Origin of the sequence: Halomonas sp. LC1 (genome assembly GCF_030247125.1) — a bacterium.
GTDB lineage: Bacteria > Pseudomonadota > Gammaproteobacteria > Pseudomonadales > Halomonadaceae > Vreelandella.
The window spans coordinates 1-17621 of record NZ_JASSPG010000013.1 but is presented as its reverse complement, the minus strand read 5'-3'; the positions used below and the strand labels follow the sequence as shown (position 1 = coordinate 17621).

Annotated in this window: 15 protein-coding genes and 2 pseudogenes; 10 read left to right on the top strand and 7 right to left on the bottom strand. The window is 51.9% G+C overall.

Annotated features, from left to right (window positions below; translation table 11 throughout):
- On the bottom strand, positions 1–597 hold the full coding sequence (locus QIT27_RS16745) for a restriction endonuclease subunit S (RefSeq protein WP_285264466.1): 597 nt from the start codon (positions 595–597) through the stop codon (positions 1–3).
- 133 nt (positions 598–730) lie between these two features.
- Between QIT27_RS16745 and QIT27_RS16740 the strand changes: the two genes are divergently transcribed.
- From QIT27_RS16740 to QIT27_RS16695, 10 genes and pseudogenes are all read left to right on the top strand, one after another.
- Positions 731–952, top strand: coding sequence for a hypothetical protein (locus tag QIT27_RS16740; protein WP_285264465.1), 222 nt, complete (start codon positions 731–733; stop codon positions 950–952).
- Positions 953–1029: 77 nt separating this feature from the next.
- Complete coding sequence (locus tag QIT27_RS16735) at positions 1030–1479, top strand: LexA family protein (RefSeq protein ID WP_136938100.1); 450 nt, start codon at positions 1030–1032, stop codon at positions 1477–1479.
- Positions 1476–2756, top strand: coding sequence for a Y-family DNA polymerase (locus tag QIT27_RS16730; RefSeq protein ID WP_285264464.1), 1281 nt, complete (start codon positions 1476–1478; stop codon positions 2754–2756). The genes QIT27_RS16735 and QIT27_RS16730 overlap by 4 nt, the downstream gene beginning before the upstream one ends.
- A 105-nt stretch (positions 2757–2861) precedes the next feature.
- Positions 2862–3500: a hypothetical protein gene (locus QIT27_RS16725; RefSeq protein ID WP_285264463.1), complete on the top strand. Its 639-nt coding sequence runs from the start codon at positions 2862–2864 to the stop codon at positions 3498–3500.
- Between the two features lie 263 nt (positions 3501–3763).
- The gene (locus QIT27_RS16720) at positions 3764–6376 is read left to right on the top strand and encodes an AAA family ATPase (RefSeq protein WP_285264462.1); all 2613 of its coding nucleotides are present in this window, start codon (positions 3764–3766) and stop codon (positions 6374–6376) included.
- 314 nt (positions 6377–6690) lie between these two features.
- The gene (locus QIT27_RS16715) at positions 6691–7677 is read left to right on the top strand and encodes an ATP-binding protein (protein ID WP_285264461.1); all 987 of its coding nucleotides are present in this window, start codon (positions 6691–6693) and stop codon (positions 7675–7677) included.
- Between the two features lie 83 nt (positions 7678–7760).
- Positions 7761–8684 (top strand): AbiTii domain-containing protein, encoded by a 924-nt coding sequence (locus tag QIT27_RS16710; protein ID WP_285264460.1) that lies wholly within the window; start codon positions 7761–7763, stop codon positions 8682–8684.
- A gap of 104 nt (positions 8685–8788) precedes the next feature.
- Positions 8789–9535 carry a hypothetical protein gene (locus tag QIT27_RS16705; protein ID WP_285264459.1) on the top strand — a complete coding sequence of 249 codons (747 nt, stop codon included), beginning with the start codon at positions 8789–8791 and terminating at the stop codon, positions 9533–9535.
- A 516-nt stretch (positions 9536–10051) separates the two neighbouring features.
- Entirely contained in the window at positions 10052–10252 is a 201-nt protein-coding gene (locus QIT27_RS16700; protein WP_285264458.1) for a hypothetical protein, read from the top strand.
- Between the two features lie 495 nt (positions 10253–10747).
- Positions 10748–12016: pseudogene (locus QIT27_RS16695) on the top strand (ISL3 family transposase).
- Between the two features lie 14 nt (positions 12017–12030).
- Here QIT27_RS16695 and QIT27_RS16690 read toward each other — a convergent pair.
- The 6 genes and pseudogenes from QIT27_RS16690 to QIT27_RS16665 form a co-directional block, all read right to left on the bottom strand.
- A complete protein-coding gene (locus QIT27_RS16690) occupies positions 12031–14343 on the bottom strand; it encodes a heavy metal translocating P-type ATPase (protein WP_008958466.1) in 2313 nt (770 codons plus the stop codon).
- Positions 14336–14794, bottom strand: coding sequence for a hypothetical protein (locus tag QIT27_RS16685; protein WP_008958467.1), 459 nt, complete (start codon positions 14792–14794; stop codon positions 14336–14338). The genes QIT27_RS16690 and QIT27_RS16685 overlap by 8 nt, the downstream gene beginning before the upstream one ends.
- 27 nt (positions 14795–14821) lie before the next feature.
- Positions 14822–16159, bottom strand: a complete 1338-nt coding sequence (locus QIT27_RS16680; RefSeq protein ID WP_008958468.1) for an APC family permease — start codon at positions 16157–16159, stop codon at positions 14822–14824.
- Positions 16160–16379: 220 nt separating this feature from the next.
- Positions 16380–16724 (bottom strand): cation transporter, encoded by a 345-nt coding sequence (locus tag QIT27_RS16675; RefSeq protein ID WP_285264457.1) that lies wholly within the window; start codon positions 16722–16724, stop codon positions 16380–16382.
- A 40-nt stretch (positions 16725–16764) separates the two neighbouring features.
- Positions 16765–16941 carry a DUF2933 domain-containing protein gene (locus QIT27_RS16670; RefSeq protein WP_230805127.1) on the bottom strand — a complete coding sequence of 59 codons (177 nt, stop codon included), beginning with the start codon at positions 16939–16941 and terminating at the stop codon, positions 16765–16767.
- Positions 16942–17369: 428 nt separating this feature from the next.
- Positions 17370–17621: pseudogene (locus QIT27_RS16665) on the bottom strand (glutaredoxin); the annotation flags it as partial.

Here is a 17621-nt window from a genome sequence, read left to right as displayed (position 1 = left end):
TCATTTTCCTGTCGTCGTATTAGGACGAAGTAGTTGGTGGCCAGCGGCATCAACCATGCGCTGCCGATTTTCGATTAACTGGTTAAAAAGCTGTTGTTCGCGGGTGGCGGCATCGGCCAGTTTGACCATCAGCGCCTGCTGCTCAATAGGCGGCACCACAATAGGCAGGTTGCCCAGCTGTGACTTGGTAATGCTGGGTGCTGCTGACCCTTGAGAGCACATGGCGAAATAGCGCTGGGCATCCACATGGTTGAGCTGCCAAGCCAAAAACTCAGGCATTACGTTGCACGCATTGGGGGCTAGCCGGATGTGATAGAAATTCGGCGTGCAGACGGTATTACGTGGAAGCTCCCGAACCACCGCTGCATCGTTACGTGTGCCCTTGGCCATAAACAGGATGTCGCCTGAACAGAGATATTCTGGGTGTTTTCGGCCTGGCAACGTCACCCGATCCAGCGTTTTGCCTTGTGGGTCATAAAGGGCTTCACCCACGATAAGGTGGCGGTACTGCACAACAAAAGCATCGCCTTGGCTATCCAGCTCTAGCTTTCCACGAAAGGGGTAGCCAGGCTGAATGGCGGCAATACTCTGTAGCAAACATCGTCTTTTGGGTTGATGATTCATGCAGCGATGCCAATGTCATGGTTAAGATTAATTAACCTTACCACGCGTGCATCATCGCGCAAGATGCAGTTTAAAAATAATGGCAATGCCAACCAAGGAGGCTGTGATGTCAGGTGAAGAACAAGCACCGGTGGAGACTCCACAAAATAACCCACTGCAAAAGCTCAAAGGCTCCGTACAGCGCTATGAGCAGCCGTTTGAACCCGTTGGTGTCGAGGACTGGGAAGCAGCCCTGCTTGATGGGCTAACGCCTGAGACCGCCCATGCTGATGAGCTTGCGACACCATCCTTAAAAGAACTCGGGGAAGACCCTGACAGGAAGCGATAAATCTCTACTCAGAGCTTGTTGATGCGGCGCCTCTCCGTATACTGTATGAAACAACAGTTATTTTAGAGGCTCGGCGTATGACCACAACCGCTTCGTTCATAGGCACTGCTGCCCTATGCCCCGTACCCCAACCGTTACCCATGTTCGCCAGTGCTGTGCGGGCAGGATTTCCAAGTCCCGCTGATGACCACCTGGATGCGGAGATGGATCTGCATCGCCATGTCGTTAAGCGACCTGCGGCCACTTTCTTTGTGCGTGCTGAAGGCGACTCAATGTTAGGTGATGGCATCCATCATGGTGACCTGCTGGTGGTGGATCGCAGCCTAGAGCCGCTGCCTGGGCGTGTGATTGTTATTGCGGTCGATGGCGAACTCACTGTTAAACGGCTAGAGCGTGTCGGGCAACGTGCCTACCTGAGAGCAAGTAACCCTGCCTATAAGCCAATCCCATTGGAGGGTCGCGAATCGCATGTGTGGGGTGTCGTAACACATGTCCTGCACAGCCTGCCAGGTGCTACACCGCTATGATAGCCTTGGTCGATTGCAATAATTTCTACGTCAGCTGTGAGCGGGTGTTTAATCCCACGCTAGAAGGGCGACCTGTTGGTGTGCTCTCTAACAACGACGGTTGTGTGGTGGCCCGCTCCAATGAGCTAAAAGCGCTGGGTGTCGAGATGGGGACGGCCATGCATTTGCTGCCGCCGTTTATCCGCCGCCAAGCTATTCTCTTGTCGAGTAATTATGCGCTTTACGGGGATATGAGCCGTCGCGTGACAGAGGCACTAACAGAGTTTTCGCCGGACGTAGAGGTGTACTCCATCGACGAAAGCTTTGTGGGGTTTCACGGCTTTGAACCTGCGACCCTAGAAGCCTATGGGCAAAAATTACGCCAGACAGTACGGCAATGGACGGGAATTCCGGTTTCGGTCGGTTTTGCGCCGACACGGGTATTGGCCAAAGTAGCCAACCACGCCGCAAAGAAACACCCAGGCTACCAAGAACAAGGTGTTTGCCTGTTAACGGCGGATAGCCATGCCACTCAAGCGCTACTCAAACAGCTACCGGTGACCGAACTATGGGGCATTGCACGACGTACCGGCGAACGGTTACGCGTGATGGGGATAGACACCGCCTGGCAGCTGCGCGAAGCCGATCCAAAGCACATTCGGCGTCACTTCAGCGTGGTGCAGGAACGCATTGTCTGGGAATTACGCGGACAGCCTGCGATTCAACTCGACGATATGAGCCAACCCAAACAACAGATCATGGTATCCCGCTCGTTTGGGCGCCTCACCTCCAGCCCTCATGACCTGCGTGAAGCCCTTCGCCAACATGCTGCCCGCGCGGGTGAAAAACTACGCAAGCAGCACAGCGTCACCAGCGCCGTGATGGTGTTTGTGCGCACCAATGCGTTTCGACAAGATTTGCCACAGTACCGTAATCGCGTGGTAGTGACACTAGAACGCCCGACGGACGATAGTCGCGAGCTGATTCATGCTGCGATTCAAGGGCTCCGGCAGCTCTGGCGTAAGGGCTACGCCTACCATAAAGCCGGCATCATGCTTCTCGATCTCTCCCCCAAAGCCAACCGCCAACTGACACTGACAGAAACACCGCAAACAGAGGAAGAAGCAAGGCGTAGTGAACGGTTGATGGCTACTGTCGACAAGCTCAATCGAGAACTAGGGCGAGGGACAATACAACTAGGGCTGCCTCGGGCAGGAAATACCTGGACATTACGCGCTGAACACCGCACGCCGCGTTACACCACGCGCTGGGAAGAATTAGTGAACGTTAAGCTTTAAGCGGCAGCGATGCTAATGGAAAAAGCTCAGAATGGTGAGCAAATCTAATAATCTGGTGCTAAGGTGGTTTAGAAAATAGCAGTGCGTATTCTATTGGAGAGCAGGATGCCCCCAGCCAAGCCGTCTACTAACGACCCTTTACAAAGTGTGTTTGCTTTCCGCGCTTTTGATTTACGGGACAGATTCCCCCAACCACTAGAAACGTTTCGCCAAGCACTGGAGTGCTTACAAAGCGGTGATGCTTACCTGCCCGATATGAGCGGTGAGATTGTGGCTTACCTCCGTGATGGTCGCGCACTGCCTATCCCCGAATATTTTTTCATCATTCAAAGCGGCAACACTAGCGCTGTGGTGCCACCGCAAGAAAATGATTATGTCTGCGCAGCTGTTGAAGCTTGGTTACGAGACGCGTTGCTGAAGACATCGACACTGCTAGAGAAAGCATCAGCAGTCAGACCTGCTCGGCTCAACATCCTACTTGATCAATGCGATCCAAATGCCCCGGAACCTGACGACATTCAAGGATGGCAGAATATGCGCGATGTCGGCAGAGAAATCATCAACACCCCCAGCAGAGAAAAGGTCTGGGAAGCAGCCGTTCAGGTAATGGGGGAGGTACAGGCAAGACGCTGGATGAAAACAGCGCATCCGCAGCTGGATGGTAAAAGCCCCAATTTATGCATTGAGGACGATCCTGCGGGGGTTTATGAGCTTGTGTTGCAGATGAGTACAGGGGCGAGTTAATGGCTGATATCAACCCAAAGCGGAAGTCGCACCGCAAAAGTTAATCCGTTCCACGACTGCCCAAATTGTTGGTTGTTACCGTTCAGTACCGGTGGGCGTTTGCAGTCGAGGCATCCAGGTTATTAGTTCGGCCTGGAAATATCTCTCAGGTTTTGAGGGCAAATTCCACTAGCGCTCCCTTACCCTTGAGTGTGACCAAGTTTCATATGAGAAAGGGGCGCGTTGCCTTTCTGGCACATTGCTGAACATGGAGTATGTCATTGATGAGTAAGAAAGACGCTGCGGCTGTGCCCATTAAGCTGGAAGATTGGCTGAATACTCGCACCAGTTGGTTGCGCATGGCAGCGGATGGGGTCATCAAGAACAGGCGCATGCCTACAGAAGATGAGTTCAAAGCCCTCACCACCCACTGTATGGCAGAAGCAGCCAAGACCTTGGATGCAACGCATCCTGCTTTGGCCCCCGGCGTTATTCTCGGAACCACAGGCGCTGGTGCGTTGCGGATCGATTCCTTGACGACCATCCGCGGAGTGAACGCCATCGGCGCGGATGCTTCTTTGGATCTTTCCAAAGGGCACATGGCCGTCGTTTACGGTGCTAATGGATCAGGCAAGTCAGGCTATGCGCGGCTTATGAAGCATATTTGTGGCGCGCGTGCGAAAGGAACAATACACAGCAACGTTTTCGATGATGTAACCGAGATCGCCTCTGCTAAGGTGAGGGTCACCACACTAAGTTCGAACGAAGACAGCCCGATATCGAGTGAACTTCAGTGGGAGGCTGTCGCCGGGCCACACCCCAAACTCAACGCGGTGCCGGTCTTCGACTCTGCCACCGCACTGGAACTCGGGGACACTGAAAGCACCGCCACCCACCTCCCCCGCGCCATGCGCTTTGTCGGCGTATTAATTAGGATTTCTGATAGCGTCAATGATCGCCTGAAGGCTCGTGCTGACAAGCTCATCAGCCAGCTTCCGGTGGTTCCACCAGACTATGCGCAGACATCGGCGGCTACTTATCTTCAAAGACTAAAGCCGAACCTTAGCGATGACGAGATCGGGAAGGCTTGTGTCTTTTCCGACGCATTTCTTCAGGAACGCCTCGCGTTAGAGACAGCACTCGCCCAGCCAAACCCTGCGGTAGCCCATGCCAAGACCGTGGGTGATTTAGATCGATTGGATAAGCTGAGAGAGAGTGTTTCGGGCCTGATGGAAAGTTTGGGCAACGAGCGAGCAGAAGCCCTCATCTTGGCGCGCAATATCTCGATTAGAAAGCGCCAAGCGGCCACCGCATACGCGACGTCCTTCATAAACGGTTTGCCTTTGATGGGTGTCGGAGACTCGGTCTGGCAGACCTTGTGGGAAGCAGCAAAGGCGTATTCAACCGCCTCGGCTTACCCGGATCATGGCCATCCGCATGTGGGAGAGGGGGCGCGCTGCGTGCTATGCCAGCAACCGCTCGAACCCGAAGGAAAAGAACGGTTGACAAGCTTCGAGCAGTATCTCAACGATACTCTGCAGACGGAGGCAAAAGCCGCTGAAGATGCTCTGGTCACATTGACGAAGTCACTCCCTAACAAAATCGCCGAGCCAGCATGGCAATCGCAGTGTAGTGCCGTCGGTCTCGACACTCAGCAAGCCAGCGCGCTTGCCAATGAGATAGACGCCAGGCTCAAGGCAATGAGTAGCGCCACGGATCTGGCTGACGTCCCACCTGTAACTTGGTCGGTTTGGACGGACGCGCTTGGCCATGCTGTGGCAACAACAACGTCCCAACGCGATGCGCTAGCAACCCTGTTGGATCCTGGAGGGCGATCCCAGAAGGAGACCCGTTTGCGCGAGCTTCGAGCCCAGGAATGGCTTGCCGGTCAAATCGAAGCGGTCAAAGCAGAAGTTGTGCGCCTCAAGCGCGTGGCGACGATCGAAGCCGCTATTCAGCTTACCCAGACCAGAGCGCTCACGATAAAAAGCAATGCGATCGGCGAAACGGAGTTGGCGAAGGGCTTTTGCGACCGATTCAACGCAGAGCTTCAAGCACTTGGGGGCAGTGCGCTTCCAGTGCGAATGAACCACCGGGCTGCAGGTAAAGGAGTCTACAGTTTCTACATCGAGCTGAAAGGCGCAATTACACCCGTGAAAAACCGCGAGATCCTGAGTGAAGGCGAGCAACGGATCGTGGCGCTGGCCGCGTTTCTAGCCGATGCTACCGGTTCGGATCGAGGACTGCCAGTCATCTTTGACGACCCGATTTCGTCGCTGGACCAACGCTATGAGGAGGCCGTCGCGAAACGTCTAGTAGACCTAGCCAAAGACCGTCAGGTGATCGTGTTCACCCATCGTCTGTCGTTGATGGTGCTCCTTGGAAACGCTGCTGCGCAAAGGCCAGCAGTCGGGCTCTCGCCCGTGGATGTCCACGTTGAGTCTATCGGGCGTGACGGCGCTAGCACAGGCATGCCTGCAACCATCGACGTGTTCTCACTTAAGCCAAAGGCTGGATTTGGCCAAATGATCAGCAGTATCGGGGCTATCAAAAAGTATGACGCCCCACTAAGAGCGCTCGCATTGAAGGATGCATGCAGCAACTTCCGTATCCTCGTTGAGCGATCAGTCGAGGATCACCTTTGCTCCGGCATCATCAATCGCTACCGTCGTGAGATCCACACCTTTGGTAAGCTGAAAAGCTTGAACGCCATCACCTCTGAAGATTGCGCCATGATCAACGGGATGATGACCAAATACTCCGCGTTCGAGCACTCTCAACCAACGGAGACCCCGACTTGGCTACCCGATCCGGATGAACTATTGGTGGATGTCCAAGCTATGTTGGACTGGATCAAAGCTTTCGATAAACGTGCCAGGGAAGCTGCCGCCAGCTGAACTGTAACCTGGACACTGCCACGCCGGCAGCTTGGAATACAGACTAATCGCTCCTAAAAGTGCTGCTTCTTGGCCTGCTGGGATCGGGCCGCTTCTGGCCGACTGTCGCTGTTAGCGACCCTGAGCGGACATGCTGGTAAATGCAGCGAGCACGTTCATTGGTGATATGCAGCCCAATGGAAGTTAATTATGATATCTGTCATATGCTTAGAACACATCTTTTAGGCTGCATTTGTCGGATAAACGTGCCGGCACGTTTATCCAATCATAGAATGGGCAGTCTAATACCTGTTAGCCCCTATGGATTAAACTCGATGCACACAATCTATTTTCCTACGAGATTTGACCGAGACACGCTTTACGATTTTTTCGAGGAGTTGGACTCTAATCTGGACACTGGAGAGGTGACGCTAGATTGCTCTTCGCTGAGATATTCGTTCCCGACAGCCATGCTAGTTGCGGGTTCGAAGATAAGAACATGGGTAAGGTATCGTCACGACAATAAACTCCTTACCAAAAAAGCAGGGGTACATAGTTCCCAATCGGTCCATTCATACTTATCTCACTTAGGGTTCTTTGATTACATTTTAATGGGAGAAGGCAGTGTGGTTGGTCAAGCCTCTGGCTCAGGCACTTATCTGCCTATAACCCGTATATCAAAGCCTGACTTCAATTCTGATATTGAAAATATCCGTGACTGGTACGAAAAGATCATGTCTGCAGCTCGACGTCTTGCTCGTGTTGTTTCAGGTACAGTGGAAGATACGCAAGAAAACAGGTTGTATAACTATGCTTTGCGAGAAATTATAAGGAATGTTTTCGAGCATTCGGGTGCAACCGAATGCTATGTCTGTGGTCAGCGTTGGTATAACGGGAAAGTGGAAATTGCAGTCGTAGACGAGGGTGTAGGTATAGCCGAATCGTTAAGGAAATCATTTGAATTTGAAAATGATATGGAAGCGTTGAATATGGCTATTAAACCGGGAGTGTCTCGGACGTCGAATCTATCTGAACTTGAAAATATCTATGACAATTCTGGTTTTGGGTTGTATGTCTTGAGTCAACTAGCTACCAACTTTGGGTGGTATGTTCTTGGTAGTGGGACTTCCCGGATTGTTGGTCACAAGCGTGACATTTCGCAAGAGAAGCTTAACTTTAGTGGCACGTATTTCGGTATGCAATTATTTAACCCCCCGAAACAGTTCAGTGGGACATTGAGTGATATTATCACTGTTGGCGAAGAAGAGGCTGAAAAAAGTGGCATACACAAGAAAGCCTCTGGTATGTCGAAGCTTTTATAAAATTGGCTAACAATTCGCGTAAATCGGACGATCCTAATGGGCCGCCGTTTCGCTCTGCGTTGGTCGTCATACAGGGAGCGCGCATGAGCCTTCTTCATGAAATCCAAGCTGCCGTACTCCATGAGGGGGCGGACCTTGGGCCAATACTTCTCAGACTTCGGCTCTTGGCAGCCCGGATAGGAAGTCAGCCCCTTGCAGAATGGGTTCGGCATGAGTCGGAAGGGTACCCGCGCGACGCGGAACTCCCATACTATCGATTTATTCCTGTTAGATACAAAGCCAACTTTTCCGGAGCGTTTGGTTCCGGTATAAAAAACGCACCTATATCACCGTACTTGGTGAAGAAGTTCGCAGGGGAGCATTGGGTAAGCCACGAAATGCGGGAGAGCATCGCAGCAGTGGACGACTTGCTTGCCACCGCCGAAGATGGCGGTCATTTGGGAATAGATGCTGCTGACCTCATCCTTCTTCTTCAAGGCAAGGTATATCCAGACTACGCGTGCAATTCGGTCACTGGAAGCATCGCGCGCTCATCGCTCGCCTCTATTCGGCACGCAGTACGCAGCCGTGTACTCGAACTCACCCTTGAATTTGAGAAGTCTGTGCCAGATGCTGCCGCTGTAGCCATTGGACCTGCTGCTTTGCCATCGGCGCCTAGCGCGGCTGCGGCAACGCAAATTGCCCAACAAATCATCTACGGCAACTTCACATCAATCGCGGCCACCGGCGATGGGGCAACGATCCAAGTCACGGTGACTCCGCATGATTCAAAGAGCTTGGCGCAGTTTCTGATTGGTTCTGGCATGGCGGAAGAGGACGCCCAAGAGCTATCGTATCTTGCTGCTTCAGAAGAGCCTGAGAGCAGCGAGGAGCCCATGGGGCCTCAAGTGCGCAACTGGCTGGTTGAAAATCTCAAGAAGGCTGCGTCTGGAACTTGGAAAATGGGAGTTGCAGTCGCCACGGATGTGGTCAAAGAGGCGCTACTCAAGTACTACGGTCTCAAGTAGTCGAGGCCATAGAAAAAAGACGCCCAACCCATCATTCCACCGGACCTTGCGGATAAAGTCGCGAAAGTCCGGTGAATTCAGCTGTTATATGTTACGGATAAGACATGCAGAATAGTGTGATTGATAGCAAATACCAAGAACTTTTGGATAACCTGGCTGACCTTAATCAGTTGAAGCAGGTCGTTAATCATGCCTTCAAAAGGGAGTTTGAAGTTCTTGAGCGATACAGTGATTCACAGGAATCTGAGGGGATCGTGAGTAGGGAGGCTTTTGGATTCGACAATCCTTTCACTGGGAAGCTTGAAAAATATGCGTTTCGGACAGCAACCATTGAGGAACTAAAGCTCTTAACCTATTGGCATAAAAATAGTCAGTACTGCTGGTTGCTTATGAGTGCCTACGAGAAGTTCGAGAAATTTCTAATTTCGTCGTACTTTGAAGCGACGGGGAAGTGTTCCCGTACTTTGAATCCAATGCTTAGTTATTTCTCAGATGAGTTTTCTGGCATTAAAAAAAGGGAAGCTAAAAATGAGTTCGGTATTAATTTACGTGTTGCGGTGCATTTAGTTGAGAAGATGCGTCACGCAATAGCCCATGAGCAGGGGCTAGTGCCTGACGCAACAGAGTTCACAAGCAAGATAATTCGGCAGTCAGGAATTGGGAACGACAGGGAGCTCCATGAAGCGTTTGTGTCGCAGTTCATTTTTGAAAACAAAGTTTTCATATTGGAAGTACCTACAAATAACCATCCAATCCTTAATACTTTTCACGACCAGTATCGAATACTGGTGAGTTATCTTATTTCATATGCATATTTAGTGAAAGACGCGGCGTCTCAACCCAGTATGTAAAACGTATAACCAATGCAGGCACAGCGACGCCCTTTCCATTGCACCTTCGGCTCCATTCCAAGGCCGCGCATGTTGCAAGCGTTATATCAGTACCGACTTAAAGACCGCTTCTGGCCGATTCTTGCCTTCTAAAGGGAAGTTTTCTGGCTGATCAAGCCATCCCTTTCAGAGCTGAGTAAAGGTCTATTTTCGTGAAGAAAAACTCCCTCTGCTTCACTTGATCGGTAAAGCAGAGGGGAGGGCTGTAACGTGAAGGCTTGTATTGCCAGAGGATAATCTTGCAAATACATATAAAAAATTGCTTATGATCAGAGTTTTTATGCTTATGCGCAATTTTCAGAGACGGGTGATAATGTTGAAGTGCATGCGCATTTTTCTAACGAGCCTTACTAGCAGGAAATGGTATTTACCCCATTTATATCAGTGGATTAGATGATTTTTGGCAAGGTAGGGCTTCCCAGATAAAACTCGCATGCGCATGAAAAAGTTTGTTAAATTAACTGAGAGGTCTTAAGCATGCACGAATGGGATGACGATATCGAGGCGCTTGATATGAACGCTGCCGAAAAAAATGGCCTGCAGGTTTCTCGAAATTATATAAAGGCAGCGCAAGACGGAGAAATAAGTGATGAACAAATGGGGGCTTATAGCTATGCTAATGAGTTTAATAATTGTTTCGTTAGTCATGATCTGGAACCAGTTTCGAGAGGACCTTGATAAACCGCCACTTCATTCCTTGGCGTTTCACTGGCTTTTGAATCGCTTGCCCCCAAAATAAATACTGTCCTAGCAAGCGCTCATTCAACGTTAATTGCATGATCAGTTCCATAGCTACTCAATGGCCGGTGTATCTCATCACAGATGCGATCACATGAGAGGAAAGCGCTTAACAGTGGCTTTACATACCTCATCTGACGACTCAATATCTCACTCAGGATTCAACTCTGGCGAGTAGGTCGAACATATGCAAACGGTGTGCATTCACTCAACGACTTTTTGCCTGAAAGGTGTATCCTGGCGTTATCGAGCACTACAAAGTGAGAATACAGTTTTTTGCGCACTTAAAACTCGTCAAACGCTTTGATCACCGTCTTAGCTGTCACTGACCTCGTTGTGGTATGGCAGATCATTTTCGGCTCTTCGACGTTGGGTGTGGAATTCGCCCCCTGAGCTGGGCCAGAATATGACCTCCACAGCGGCAGGAGGTATGACATGGACGGCACCCAGATTCTAACACTCGGCCTGGGCTTGGAAGCGCCCTGGATCCTCAAGAACCAGTACCTGGATACCGCCGTGTCGCCCCACCGCCTGGACCTCTATGTCGAGGCGGAGCGAGGCAGTCTCTATCCCTGCCCAGAATGTGGTAAGGCCTGCCAAGCTCATGACTTTGCCGACAAAACCTGGCGGCATCTGAACTTCTTTCAGCATCACTGTTACCTGCATGCTCGCGTGCCGCGCACGAAGTGTCCTGACCATGGCGTCAAGCGCATAATAGAGGTGCCCTGGGCCCGGCCGGGCAGCGACTTTACCCTGCTGTTCGAGCAAGCGGCCATGTCACTGGTCAAGGAGATGCCGGTACTGGCCGTCTCCCGCCAGTTGGAGATTTCCGACAAACGACTATGGCGCATCGTGCACCACTACGTTGGCCGCATGTTGGGGGAACTGGATCTGTCCAAGGTGGTGACGGTCGGCGTGGACGAAACCGCCTCCCGGCGCGGTCATCGCTATGTCACGGTGTTCCTCGACATGCAGCGCAAGCGGGAACCGGTTATCTTTGCCGTCCCAGGCTGCGGCAAGGATGCCATCCAGGCTTTCAGCGCCTTCCTGGCGGCCCATGGCGGCGACCCGAATAATGTGGTCGAGGTCGTCTGTGATATGTCGCCAGCCTTCCTTAGCGGCGTGACCGAGCACCTTCCCAAGGCCGAGGTAACGGTCGACTGGTTCCATATCGTACAGACCTTCACCAAGCGGCTGGACGAGGTACGCAAGAAAGAGCGCCGGGAGCAGGGGCACCCCAAGTCGCTGCGCTGGGCCCTGCTGAAGAACCTGGATAACAAGAACCTGACACCCAAACAGCTTTCGGCGCTCCAGGAGTTGGTGGCCGATCAGAGCGCCACGGCCGATGCCTGTGGGTGATCAAGGAGAAGCTACGCTGGATCCAGAAGGCTCCAACGCCCAGAGCGGCTCGGTGGCGCATCACGGATCACGAACTACCTCAAGGTCATGCAGGCGGCGGTGTCTGAAAAGCCACTGCTGAAGCCGATGGGGAAAGCCCTGGCGACGCTTGAGCGGCACGCCGACGCGGTGGTCAGACGCTGGCTCTCGGGACTGACGAACGCAAGACTGGAAGGAATGAATGGTCTGTTCCAAGCGGCTCGGTCACGGGCACGTGGCTACCGTAACGAGGCCAACTTTATCGCCATGATCTACCTGATTGGCAGCCCGGTGGGCCGCCTATTCGATCAGGCCAAATCCACGTGAAGTGACGAAGAACCTTACTTAATAGCAATCATCCTAAGTCGTAAAGCATTGCCAATCACGCTCACTGAAGAGAGTGACATCGCCGCCGCCGCGATAATCGGTGATAACAGCATACCTGTGAAGGGGTACAAAATCCCTGCGGCAATGGGGATGCCTGCCGCGTTGTAAGCAAAGGCAAAAAAGAGATTTTGGCGAATATTACGCATGGTGGCTTTTGAGAGCTTATGCGCCGTGGCAATACCGGTAAGATCTCCTCGCAGTAGAGTAACCCCAGCGCTTTCTATCGCCACATCGGTGCCGGTTCCCATGGCAATGCCGACATCCGCTGTAGCCAGCGCAGGTGCATCGTTCACGCCGTCGCCGGCCATGACAACAATGCGCCCTTCATCACGGAGACGCTGAATCACTCGGCCTTTATCCTCTGGAAGCACTTCAGCTTCGACCTCATCAATGCCTAGCCGACGTGCCACAGCGTTGGCGGAGGTGCGATTATCGCCTGTCAGCATCACCACTCGAATGCCGTCAGCCTGGAGTGAACGAATGGCTTCTTCGGTGGTTTCCTTGACCGGATCGGCAATGGCGAGCAGCCCAGCTAAATTCCCGTCGATGCTCGCAAAGATGACAGTAGCACCGTCGCTGCGCAATTGATCGGCATGTGTGTCTTGAGACTGGGTGTTAACGCCCTCGCTTTCCATCAATAGCCGGTTGCCCAGGGCAATACGCTTGCCATCTATCTGGCCTATAACGCCCATGCCATTGGGAGCCTCGAAGTCCAACGCTTCTGTTAATTTTACCTCTGCCTCTTTAGCCTTTTCGACTATTGCATGGGCCAAGGGGTGCTCGCTGCCTCGCTCAAGACTAGCTGCCAAGCGCAAAAGCTCCGATTCAGCAATGCCTTCAGTGAGAATCAACTCGGTCACTCGTGGTTTGCCTTCGGTAAGCGTGCCGGTTTTGTCGACGACGACGGTGTCGACCTTCTCTAGACGTTCAAGAGCTTCGGCATCGCGAATCAACACGCCTAACTGGGCACCGCGCCCTACACCGACCATAATTGACATGGGGGTAGCAAGACCTAGCGCGCACGGGCAGGCAATGATCAGAACACTAACCGCCGCAATAAGGCCAAACGCCATCGGCGGGGTAGGGCCCCACAATGACCAGGCGATGAAAGCCACAACAGCAATGAGAATAACGACGGGTACAAAGATGCTGGCGACTTTGTCGGCAAGCCCTTGAATGGGTGCGCGGCTGCGCTGGGCGCTGGCGACCATTTGCACAATCTGCGACAGCATCGTGTCCTGGCCCACCTTGTCAGCGCGCATGACAAAGGATCCTTGACCATTGATGCTGCCGCCAATGACGCCATCGCCGACTTCCTTTTTCACCGCTAGTGGTTCACCGGTAACCATGGATTCGTCAACGTTGGAGCGACCTTCCATCACTTCGCCATCTAATGGCACCTTATCGCCGGGGCGCACCCGGAGACGATCCCCTACCTGAACCTGGTCAAGAGAGATATCTTCCTCATTGCCCTGATCATCAAGGCGTCGAGCGGTAGCAGGCGCCAAGTCGAGCAGAGCACGAATAGCGCCAGAGGTTTTTTCACGAGCGCGTAGCTCTAATACTTGTCCCAGTAAAACTAAAACGACAATCACTGCCGCTGCTTCGAAATAAACGGCCACCGAACCATCGGCTTGACGGAAGGCGTCGGGAAAGATGCCCGGTGTGAGGGTGGCCAGCAAACTGTAGAGCAACGCGGTGCCGGTACCGATCGCGATTAGCGTGAACATATTAAGGCTGCGATGCACTAGCGAACGCCATCCGCGTACAAAGAATGGCCAACCTGCCCAGACGACTACCGGCGTTGCCAGCAGCAGTTGAATCCAGTTAGAGGTTTGCTGGGAAATAAAATGCATAAGGCCAAACACGTGGCCACCCATTTCTAGGGCAAACACGGGGAGGGTCAGTACTAGGCCGATCCAGAAACGCCTGGTCATGTCCTTGAGTTCGTCCGAAGGGCCGGTGTCAGCAGAGACGGTCTCAGGTTCCAGCGCCATGCCACAGATTGGACAGTCGCCTGGGCCTTCTCGTCGAACTTCTGGGTGCATCGGGCAAGTATAAATAGACCCCGAGGGTACTGACGCTTGTGACTGTTTGCTTGGCTCAAGATACGCATCAGGCTTGGCAATAAACTTTTCCTGACACTTTTCTGAGCAGAAGTACCAAGTCTTACCCGCGTGATCGGCACGGTGGCGGGAGGTATGGGGATCAACGTCCATGCCACAAACAGGGTCTTTCACCTTTGTCTCGTTATGGTCTTCAGACATCGTTCATTCTCCCCGTTTGGCGAACAAGGCGCATGGCTTCGTGCTCTTCAAGTGCTAAAAGGGAATCTAAGAGCTCTTTAGCCTCAGGAATTTCCGCTTTGCCAACGAGGGTTCGATAAAGGTTTATCGTTTGTTCATGGAAATCAAAAACCTCTCGGCAAATGTCGTCAACACTTAGCGTGGAATAGGGCGCATCGCAGGTACGATGCGTACGGATAGGTTTATGCTCCAAATAGTCATAAACGTAGGTTTTTAATGCTTTCGCGTCAGCAGTCTGCTCAAAGCGCGCCACAACGCGCTGCATTTCCGCTTCCTGTGCAGCTAAGTAATTGAGCAACATGCGAGCGCGCTCTTCTTCGTGTATATCGGCGCAATGAGCAAGGCAAGCTGCAAGATGCTCGTGTAACTGACGGGTCCAATCGATCAATTCACCAAAGGTTCTAACGTCCATTTGGTACCTCCTATAACGCTATTAACGTTAATGAGTGTGAGAGTGCTCGCTATCGTTTGAAGCGTCGCGTTTGGATAGGAAAATCCATTCGCCGAGTAAAAGAGTAGCCATTACTACGCCAGCAACGATGAGCACCATGGGGTCCGAGATGGCTTTTACCCATAAAAAGCCGATTAACACGACAGCATCTAGTAGTATGGCAATGCTAGGAATAACAGGATTAGCCCCCACTCTGTCCTTGAGATGACGAAGCACACCCCAGTGGATGGCCATATCCATGATCAGGTAGAAAATGATGCCTAATGCTGCGATGCGGCTCAGGTCAAAAAAAGCGGTGAGCACTAAGCCAAATACGATGGTGTACACCAGTGTATGCTTTTGTACACTGCCGGGCATGTGGAAATGGCGGTGAGGAACCAGCTTCATTTCTGTCAGCATGGCGAGCATGCGTGAAACGGCAAAGACGCTGGCGATGATACCGCCCGCCGTTGCCAACATGGCGAGAATGACGGTAAACGCAACTGCCGCTTCACCCAGTGCGGGACGGGCAGCGGCGGCCAGGGAGTAGTCTTGGGTTTCGATAATTTCAGGCAAAGATAGGTTGCTGGCAACGGCAAAACCGACAAGGGCATAGATCACCACGCATAGCGCAATCGAGATCGTGATAGCTTTGCCAAGATTCCGCTTAGGATCTTTAAGCTCCGAACCACTATTGGTAATCGTCGTGAAGCCTTTAAATGCCAGTATGCCGAGCGCCGTAGCGCCTAAAAAGCCCGTTATCGTAGGCGTAGGTGCATCGTTGCCAGCACCCATTTCGATGGAGTCGGCAATAAACACGCCGACAATACCAAACACTATAATGCCACCTATTTTGATAAATCCGAGCACCGAGGCGACGGTCTCGATCAAGCGGTTGGCGGATAAATTGATCAAAAAGGCTATTAGCAGTAAACCAACCCCGAGTAGGGGCACAAATAGTGAACGATCCCCCAGGTCAAACAACTCAAGCGTGTAGGAACCAAACGTTCTCGCCAAAAAACTCTGTGCGATCACCATGGAAAAATACATCAGGAGGGCATGAAAGGCGGTGGGAAGCGTCGGGCCATACGCTTTCTGTAAATACATGCCAATCCCACCTGCTGATGGGAAGGTATTGGACATTTTAACGTAAGAATAAGCGCTGAAAGAGACAATGACGGCAGCGGCCAGAAAGGCTAGAGGAAATAGCCGACCAGTCATTTCGGCCATTTGGCCGGTTAGCGCAAAAATACCGGCCCCAATCATCACGCCGGTGCCTAATGCAACGGCACCGACCAACGAAAGACTGTTTTCTTTATATTGTGGCGTTCTATCCTGCCCAACCATGAAAGCGACTCCTTGTATTAACGGCAACCACAGCAGCAATAACTGCCGAGGACTCCTGTGCGGTGTTTTTTGATGCTATATAAATTAAATATAGAACCTATGTGCAGCCACATGGCAAATGACTAACGGAAGGTCTGATTTTGCGAGGCCACAGGCAAGCAGCTCTTACCCTAAACTAGCTAGTCTTGCTCCTGGTTGTGTCATGTAGCCGTTATGACTATTAATGACAGCTCCAAGGTTCCTGTTTAGCGTTGTCTTTAACGTTCTGATCGACGAAACGGTAATACTCCTTCTTAAAGCGGTTCCACCGATCAGCGCTGACCTGTATGTCATGGAGCTTGAGAATTTTTTCAACGTCATCGATGCAGAGCCTCAGCGCATCGTAAGCAAGGCTGATATTTCGGTTTTTCTCGTTGTAGACCACCTTATCCATTCCATAGAGTCGGTCGATATCTGACAGCGCTTCTTCAATGCGTTTGGATTTACTAGGCTTGATTTTTAAATTCCGAGTCACCAGTGTGTTTTTGGAAACACCCAAGCGGTGCTCTTTTTGTGTCGTTTTCATGGTCTTTCTCCCAGGCGCGTACATGTATATATAGAGTGGTTCAGTCCTTGTCTATTTTGTTCTTATGACCGCCGTGGTGTTTATGCATGAAAATATGCATCAGTGGGCATGCTGCCAAAAAGAGGAAAGGTAAGAACTGAAATAGGTGGAGACGGTGCTCGGTTCCAATCAGGTATCCCGCCCAAATGACAAACCCAGCAAGTGGCACCCACAACATCAGCAAACGACTACTTGTACTGTTACTCATAATCACCTCAGTAACTCGCCCAAAGAGCCAACAGCAGTCAAGGCCGTTGGTTTGGGAAAAATCAAATAAATAACCCCAATAACAGCATGGATGATTTGTCTGAACGCAACCTGAACAGCATCGGAGGGAAATATGATCCTGATCAAGCGCCTCGCAAAAAGTAGGCGATAATTACCCAAGCGGTATCCATAGCCTCATTCCCATCATCATTAGGTTTTCGGTGAGCGATACAAAGCTTAATGGGTATTACTGTTGCCGACACAGGCGCACTTGAGCTCACGTTTATCGAGGTATATCGCTTTAAAGACAGAACCTGTCACACGGTGCCAACGAATAGCGCCAGTGGCGCAGCCAGCCAGATAAGCGTATCGGCCAGCAATTAGTAGCTTCGGAAGTATCTAGGCGTGAAGGTAAACGTAACTGAAGGGGACTTGGCGCTGGGCGTGCAGGTCATAGTTGAGAAACATGGCGCTAAAGCTCGCTACGCCCTGCAGCTTTTGCAGACCCGGGGGTATGATCGCTGTGGCTACGGCATACTCTAGCACGCGTGCAGTGAATATTATGCACTGAACCTCCCAACTGGCAGAAAAATCGATGAGTAACGCAGTGGCAAAAATTGCCAGCACAGGGCGATAGGTGGTCGCATTAGG